Source organism: Vicinamibacteria bacterium (genome assembly GCA_035620555.1).
Classification (GTDB): Bacteria; Acidobacteriota; Vicinamibacteria; order Marinacidobacterales; family SMYC01; genus DASPGQ01.
Genome location: DASPGQ010000429.1, coordinates 1 through 6,371, shown reverse-complemented (window position 1 = coordinate 6,371; position 6,371 = coordinate 1). Strand labels below are relative to the sequence as shown.

Below are 6,371 nucleotides of genomic sequence, written 5' to 3'. Positions count from 1 at the left end.
TTCGAGGAAGTCTCCCTCGGCTATCCCCGTCACTGGAACACGAACCGCGGAATCGAACACTATCTCCGGGAGATCCTGCCCGGCCCGTCCCCGCCTGGCTAACCCAGAGGAAGCACCTCGCGCACGGCGAGGACAACCGGCTCGCCGCGTGATTCGACGCTCGCCGCGATCAGGTGCCGCCGGCCGTGGCTCATGACGGTAAACCACCACCTCTCGGGATCGTCCTCGAGCCGAGGGTCGAGCTGGATGCGGATACCGCGCTCACTGACCGATTCGAGCGCGAACGAGAATCGGCCCAGTGGGATGGCGAGCCCCATGCCGCGGGCCTTGATGTACGACTCCTTGAGGGTCCAATAGAGGAAGAACCTTTCGAGCTGCTCCGGGCGCGGCAGGCTTCGAAGGGCCTCGACCTCGGCCGTCGAAAAATAACGCTCGGCGACGTCGAGCAGTCTTCCCGACCGCTCCCGGTCCTCGACGTCGACTCCGACCCGGCGGCCGCGCGCGACGAGGCAAACCACGAGCCCGTTGGTATGCGAAAGATTGAACCGCAACCAGCGAGCGCTGGCCGGCTCCGAAATCTCCGGACGGCCATGCTCGTTGGTCACGAATCGCCAGGCATCGGGCGCCACGTCCGCATAGCGTGAGAGGGTTGTGCGAACTAGGGCACGCGTCACCAGACAGGTGTGACGATCTTTCTCGAAACGATAACGGTCGCGTTTTTCGCGCTCGTCGTCGGTAAGTAGCTCCTCGTAAGCGGCAAGAAGCGACGGGGCGCGCGCGTCCCGCGACCGTACGATCCACAAGTGGGCTTCGTTCTCCGGGAAATCCACGATCTCAGCCACCGATCGGGATTCGGCCCAGAGAACCCAGGACGTACGGCCCAAGAATCAATACGGCAACGATCGCCGCGCCGACGGCCGAGAAGAGGACCGCCGCGGCCGCGACGTCCTTGGCCTGGCCGACCAAAGGATGAAATTCCGGCGAGGCAACGTCAGCGAGGAGCTCGAGCGCGGTGTTGAATGCCTCCGCGGTCCAAACGCAGGCAGTCGCGAGGATCAGGCAGGCCCACTCGATCGGCGCGACATCGAAATAGAGCCCGGCGGTGACCATGGCCAGGGTGGCCGCCGCATGAATCCAGGCGTTTCGTTGAGCGCGCAACAGGAGCCAGGCGCCCCTCAGCGCGAGCTTGACGCTTTCGAGACGCCCCTCGATGGTGAACTCTCGGCTCATCGCTCTCGTGGTGACCGAGGCAATACTATCAGCGAGCCGGAGACGGTTGCTCGACACCGAGTGGGTGCGACAGAATCGCCGGCCATGGGTTTTCTCGCCGTGCTCCTCCTTTGGGGCCTCTCCCCCGAGACCGAGCCCCCCGCTCGCCTGCGTGAGCGGTTCGAGGAAGAGGTCCGGCGTATCGCGACGAACGTCGACGGCGTGCTCGGAGTCGCCATCCGCGACCTGACCACTGGAGAAAGCTATTCGATCGAAGGCGACACCCTCTTCACCCAGGCAAGCGCGATCAAGCTTCCCATTCTCGTCGAGCTCTTTCGGCAGGCCGAAGAGGAAGCGTTGTCACTCGACCAGGACGTTACCGTGGCGAGCTCGGACATCGCTCCCGGCAGCGGCGTACTGCAACAGCTGACGCCCGGCCGCGTGACGATGCCGCTTCGGGACATTGCGACGCTCATGGTGACCGTGAGCGACAATACCGCCACCAACCTGATTATCGAACGCGTCGGGATGGAGAACGTTAACCGGACGATGGCGCGGCTCGGCCTTCACCAGACCAAACTTCAACGGAAGATGATGGACGAAGAGGCGTGGGCCGAGAATCGCGAGAATCTCTCGACGCCGAACGAGCAGGCCGATCTGCTCCAGGCGATTCACGAGGGGAAGATCCTCGGAGACGAGAGTCGCAAGGAGCTCCTCGGCATCCTTGCCATTCCCAAGTCAAGCCGGATCCGCCCTCTCCTACCCACGGGAACGCGTGTGGCCCACAAGACCGGCAGTCTCGCCGGCGTCGTCGTGGACGTCGGCATCATCTACCTGAAGGACCGTCCGTTCATCGTCGCGGCGATGGGCAACTGGCTGCAGGACGAAGCGGAGTGCGAGCGGGCCATCTCGGAGATCGCGCGGAGGGCTTACGAGTACTTCGATCGTTTGGCGCACTCCAACGCTTACGGGCACCGGAGATAGGATGGGCTTCTCTCGTCAGTCCGCTAATTGCCGCTCGGGGCCAGTCTGTTTCTCAGGATGGCGTGCACCGTCTTCTCCGTCATTCCTCCCGCCTCGTTGCGCGCTCGCACGAGGAGGGGGCTGCCCGCTCTTCGAACCCGAACGTAGGCGGTGAAGGAGCCGTCTTCCCTCACCGAGACGGGCTCATCGCCGAGGCCGAAATCGATCGTGACCCTCGCCCCGGGGTCGGTTCGTCCCTCCACCGTTACCAGTCCGTCGACCTTGACGTCCGGGGTGTAGACCACGAGATCCGGGGGTTGTTTGGAGAAAGGTCTCGTAACGGTGAACGTGCTCGGCCCGCTGGGTGCGCCACGCTCGTCGTCGGCATAGATGGCCGTCACCTGCCAGTAGTAGGTGCCGGCGTTGAGTCCCTCGTGAGTCACGGAGGTGCCGGAAACGACGCTTTGCAGGATGGGGTCGGGAAACTCAGGGGAGCGATCGAGAACGACGAAGTACTTCTTCGCGTTCTTCACCGATCTCCATCGGAGCGCGAAGGCTTTCCCCGGCGGCAGCTCGGCGTGATCTGGCGGAGAAGCCGTCGTGGGGACGCCGGGAAGATCGGAGACCTTCAACCGATTGCTGGCGTTATGCACGGCACGCTGGCCCGATTCCACCGTGACTTCTTGTTCTCCAGCTTGCATCTGGACTCTACCTCGGAGGACCACGACGTCGGTACGTTCTTGCCTCTCATCGTAGACCAGCGTACCCTCGGTGTCCGGTCCCGCGGTACCTCGAGCTCGAGGAGTCTTCCAATCCGATTCCTCGACGCTGTGAATCGCCACCTGCCCTGACGTCAAGAGAATCGCGTTCTTCGTCTCTGCTTCGGTGTTCTGTCTGATGCTCTCGATCACCAGAATCGAGAGCGGGCCGAGGCGGTACATGGTTCCATCCAGCAGCAATACCTGGGCCTCGCCGTCCTTCGCGGTTTGAATCCGGTCCTCTCCCCCGAGCTCCATGTTTCGGTACGCATCGATCCACTGGTAGGAGTTCGCCTTGCGGACCTTCACGGTACCCTGAACGGCAACGAGGACAACGGCTTTCCCCGGCTCTTTCTCGACGGGATCAGGACCCGCGGACGCGTTTTCTCCGAAAAAGAGCATCCAGAGGGCCAGCGCCGTGCCCACCGCCAGGACCGAGGCGCTCAACAAATAGACCGACTTCTTGCGGACGGTAATCCACCGGATGTAGATGCCAGTATTCGTCCTGTACGGATCCCGCTGTCCCATCGCTCCCCAACCTACCCCTTCCAGCGTACAAGGCAATCACCGAATTTTCAACCACCAATTATCGACGGATGTGCGATGATGCTCCCGCGGACGTATCGCCTACCTATCGAGGAGTGCGTCGATGGAAATCGAATCGATCAAGTACATTCTCATGGCGCAGGACATGGCTCGAGCCATCAGTTTCTACCGGGACGTCCTCGGCCTTTCGGTGCAATTCGACTCGGCCGAGTGGACGGAGCTCACGTTCGGTAGCGCGATCGTGGCTCTCCATGGCGGTGGAACCGGGGCCAGCCGAAGGACCGGCCTGTCTTTTCAGGTCAAGGACATCCGGGCGGCCTGCGCGGAGATCGTAGCCGGCGGTGGCCGTGTCGCCTCACCGCCGATGGCCCGACCGGGAGAGCCCATCAAGTTGGCCGAAGTCGTCGATACCGAGGGGAACACCTTCGCTCTGACCGAGTACGTCGGCTGAAACCTGTCGTACAGTGTGCGAAGTCGTTAAGCCTCTAACAGACGCGAGGGACGACGGCTTGCTATACCTCCCCAAGCTCTCCCAGAAGAGCTCTAAGGAGGATGAGGCATGCGCACGACGCGACTCTCTGGCAAGCTGGTTCTGCTCGCCTTGGCATTCCTGCTTTCGACCGCATTCCTTGCGGGAGCGGACGACTACATCGCCCTTCTGAGCGCGCCGCAGGAGGTCCCCGATAATACGAGCAATGCGATCGGTGTCTTCACCGCGACCTATGACAAGACAACCAACCTGCTCCACTTCGAGCTCACGTTCATCGGACTCGAGGGAGCGGAAACGGCGGCCCACATCCATGGTCCGGCGGAGAAGGGGAAGACCGCCCCGGTCCTCTTCGGATTCGTCAATCCGGGCGAGTACGAGCTCGGGAGCCCGAAAGTGGGATTCGTCGGCCCGTTCACCGAAGAGGAGCGCGATCTGCTGGACCGCGGCCTGCTCTATGTGAACGTCCACTCGATGATTGCCCCCGGCGGCGAGATTCGGGGCAACATCTATCGAGTCGCCCGAAGATAGACAGGAGTTCGTCAGTTCGACGTCGTTGCTTTTCCCGTCGGAACGAAGCGCTCGAACCAGTCGAGGTTGCGCTTCATCGCGTCGAGCTGGAGTCGAGGCTCGCGAATGCCGTGGGGCTGCCGGGGATAGACCACCATCTTGGTCTCGACCCCCTGCCGTTTCAGAGCGTTGTAGAGCTCGTAGCCCTGTGAGATGGGAACTCGAAGATCGTTCTCACCGTGCTGGATCAGGGTGGGCGTGGTGACCCCTTTCACGTTGAACATGGCCGAATGGGACGTCCAGCGGTCGAAGACCTCCCAATACTCACCTCCGAAATAGTCGGGGATGAAACCGGGAATGTCCGCGGTTCCGGTAAAGGACATCAAGTTGGTGACGCCGGCGCCGACGGAAGCCGCCTTGAAACGGTCCGTCTGCGTGATGATCCAGGACGTCATGAACCCGCCGTAGCTCCAGCCCATCACGCCGAGCCGGGCCGCATCGGCCACGCCCAGCTCGATCACGTGATCGACTCCGCTCATGATGTCCTGGTAGTCGCCGCCTCCCCAATCCTCGTAATTGGCATAACGAAACTCGCGCCCGTAACCGCTGCTTCCCCGGACGTTGCACTGGAGAATCGCGTAACCACGGCCGGCGAACGAGGCGATGGGATAAGCCCCTCGGCTTGCGATGAACCTTTGGGTGAATACGCCCGCGGGGCCACCGTGCACGATCACGAGCAGCGGAACCCGCTCGCCCGCACGGTATCCCACCGGATAGGTCAGCAAGCCCTCGACGCGCGTGCCGTCCGTGGAGCTCCATTCGATGACATCCGTTTTCCCGAGAGGAAGCTCGGGAAGATGCTGCACCTCACTGACCTGGACGGCGTCGAATCGAGCCACGCTCGAAACGAATGCTTCCGGGGGGGTGGTGGTGGACTCCGAGCTGAAACCGATGTGGGTGCCGGTGTCGTTGAGATTGGCGCCATCCACCATGCGACCGCGCGGGGACACGTCGACGGGCTGGCCACCATCCCGGGGCAAGGCGCTGACCCGGCTCACCGTCCGATGGGTCTCGGTGATGTAGACACTGGATCCATCACCGGACCATCCCACGATGCTCGGCTGCTGGTCGTAGCTTTCTGCAAGAGGCTCGGGCTGGCCGCCCGAGGCCGGGATCAGTTGGACGCGACTCGTGAATCCCCAGCTCGGTGGGATGTCACTCGCCGTGAAGGCGATCCATCGGCCATCTGGCGAATAGACCGGCTGCGACTCCGCCGCCTCCGTTTCGACGAGCACCCGGATTTCTCCCGAAGCGACGTCGATGACGGAGATGTCCGCCAGGGGCCAGTCGTTGACTTTCGGCGTGGGTTGGTGGGAGAAAGCGATGCTCCTGCCGTCGGGGGACCAATCCACTTCACCCCGCCCAAACGGACCGCCGACACTGAAATGGCCACCGGTGAGCTTGCGCACGACGCGCTTGCCCCCCTCGTTCGTCGCGAGCGTCACTACGTGGAGATCCACCATCTTCAGGTCCTCGTCGACGACCCTCGCGTCCCGCTTTTCCTTCTCGGCCTTCTCTTCCTCCTCGGTCGGCGGCCGGGGCATGGTGAATGCGATGTGGGAGCCATCGGGGGACCACACGAATCCAGCGATCCCGCCCTTTTCGTCCGTGAGCCGCTCGGATTCACCGCCGTCGACGGCGATCCGCCAGAGATTCGAGTGCTCCCCTCCACGAGACGACAAGAAGGCGATCCACTTGCCGTCGGGAGACCAGCGCGGTGAGTTCGATGAGCTTTCACCGCGAGTCAGCTGAAACGAGCCCGATCCGTCCGACCGCGCGACGTGGATTTGAGTGACCCACTCGCTCTTCTCCTCCTCCATGACCGCTTCGCCGACGAC

7 protein-coding genes are annotated in these 6,371 nt (G+C 62.8%); 3 read left to right on the top strand and 4 right to left on the bottom strand.

The genetic code is table 11. The features are described 5' to 3' along the window. Window positions 1–98: 98 nt before the first annotated feature. Window positions 99–842: a 4'-phosphopantetheinyl transferase superfamily protein gene (locus VEK15_17565; GenBank protein HXV62512.1), complete on the bottom strand. Its 744-nt coding sequence runs from the start codon at window positions 840–842 to the stop codon at window positions 99–101. Continuing rightward, the gene (locus VEK15_17560; protein ID HXV62511.1) at window positions 835–1,230 is read right to left on the bottom strand and encodes a diacylglycerol kinase family protein; all 396 of its coding nucleotides are present in this window, start codon (window positions 1,228–1,230) and stop codon (window positions 835–837) included. Before VEK15_17560 ends, VEK15_17565 begins: the two co-directional genes overlap by 8 nt. A gap of 84 nt (window positions 1,231–1,314) precedes the next feature. Between VEK15_17560 and VEK15_17555 the strand changes: the two genes are divergently transcribed. Continuing rightward, window positions 1,315–2,193 carry a serine hydrolase gene (locus VEK15_17555; protein HXV62510.1) on the top strand — a complete coding sequence of 293 codons (879 nt, stop codon included), beginning with the start codon at window positions 1,315–1,317 and terminating at the stop codon, window positions 2,191–2,193. Window positions 2,194–2,216: 23 nt separating this feature from the next. On the opposite strand, the gene VEK15_17550 is transcribed toward VEK15_17555, so the two are convergent. After that, the gene (locus VEK15_17550) at window positions 2,217–3,458 is read right to left on the bottom strand and encodes a hypothetical protein (GenBank protein HXV62509.1); all 1,242 of its coding nucleotides are present in this window, start codon (window positions 3,456–3,458) and stop codon (window positions 2,217–2,219) included. Between the two features lie 121 nt (window positions 3,459–3,579). Between VEK15_17550 and VEK15_17545 the strand changes: the two genes are divergently transcribed. Then, window positions 3,580–3,927, top strand: a complete 348-nt coding sequence (locus VEK15_17545) for a VOC family protein (GenBank protein ID HXV62508.1) — start codon at window positions 3,580–3,582, stop codon at window positions 3,925–3,927. A gap of 108 nt (window positions 3,928–4,035) precedes the next feature. Next, complete coding sequence (locus VEK15_17540) at window positions 4,036–4,494, top strand: CHRD domain-containing protein (protein ID HXV62507.1); 459 nt, start codon at window positions 4,036–4,038, stop codon at window positions 4,492–4,494. Between the two features lie 11 nt (window positions 4,495–4,505). Here the strand turns inward: VEK15_17540 and VEK15_17535 are convergent. Further along, window positions 4,506–6,371 (bottom strand): S9 family peptidase (locus tag VEK15_17535; GenBank protein HXV62506.1); only part of this gene is annotated, 1,866 nt, incomplete at its 5' end.

Excerpts from the sequence above, each read along its gene's own strand:
- VEK15_17550 (HXV62509.1), bottom strand. The coding sequence starts at position 3,458 with ATGGGACAGCGGGATCCGTACAGGACGAATACTGGCATCTACATCCGG.
- VEK15_17545 (HXV62508.1), top strand. The coding sequence starts at position 3,580 with ATGGAAATCGAATCGATCAAGTACATTCTCATGGCGCAGGACATGGCT.
- VEK15_17560 (HXV62511.1), bottom strand. The coding sequence starts at position 1,230 with ATGAGCCGAGAGTTCACCATCGAGGGGCGTCTCGAAAGCGTCAAGCTC.
- VEK15_17540 (HXV62507.1), top strand. The coding sequence starts at position 4,036 with ATGCGCACGACGCGACTCTCTGGCAAGCTGGTTCTGCTCGCCTTGGCA.
- VEK15_17555 (HXV62510.1), top strand. The coding sequence starts at position 1,315 with ATGGGTTTTCTCGCCGTGCTCCTCCTTTGGGGCCTCTCCCCCGAGACC.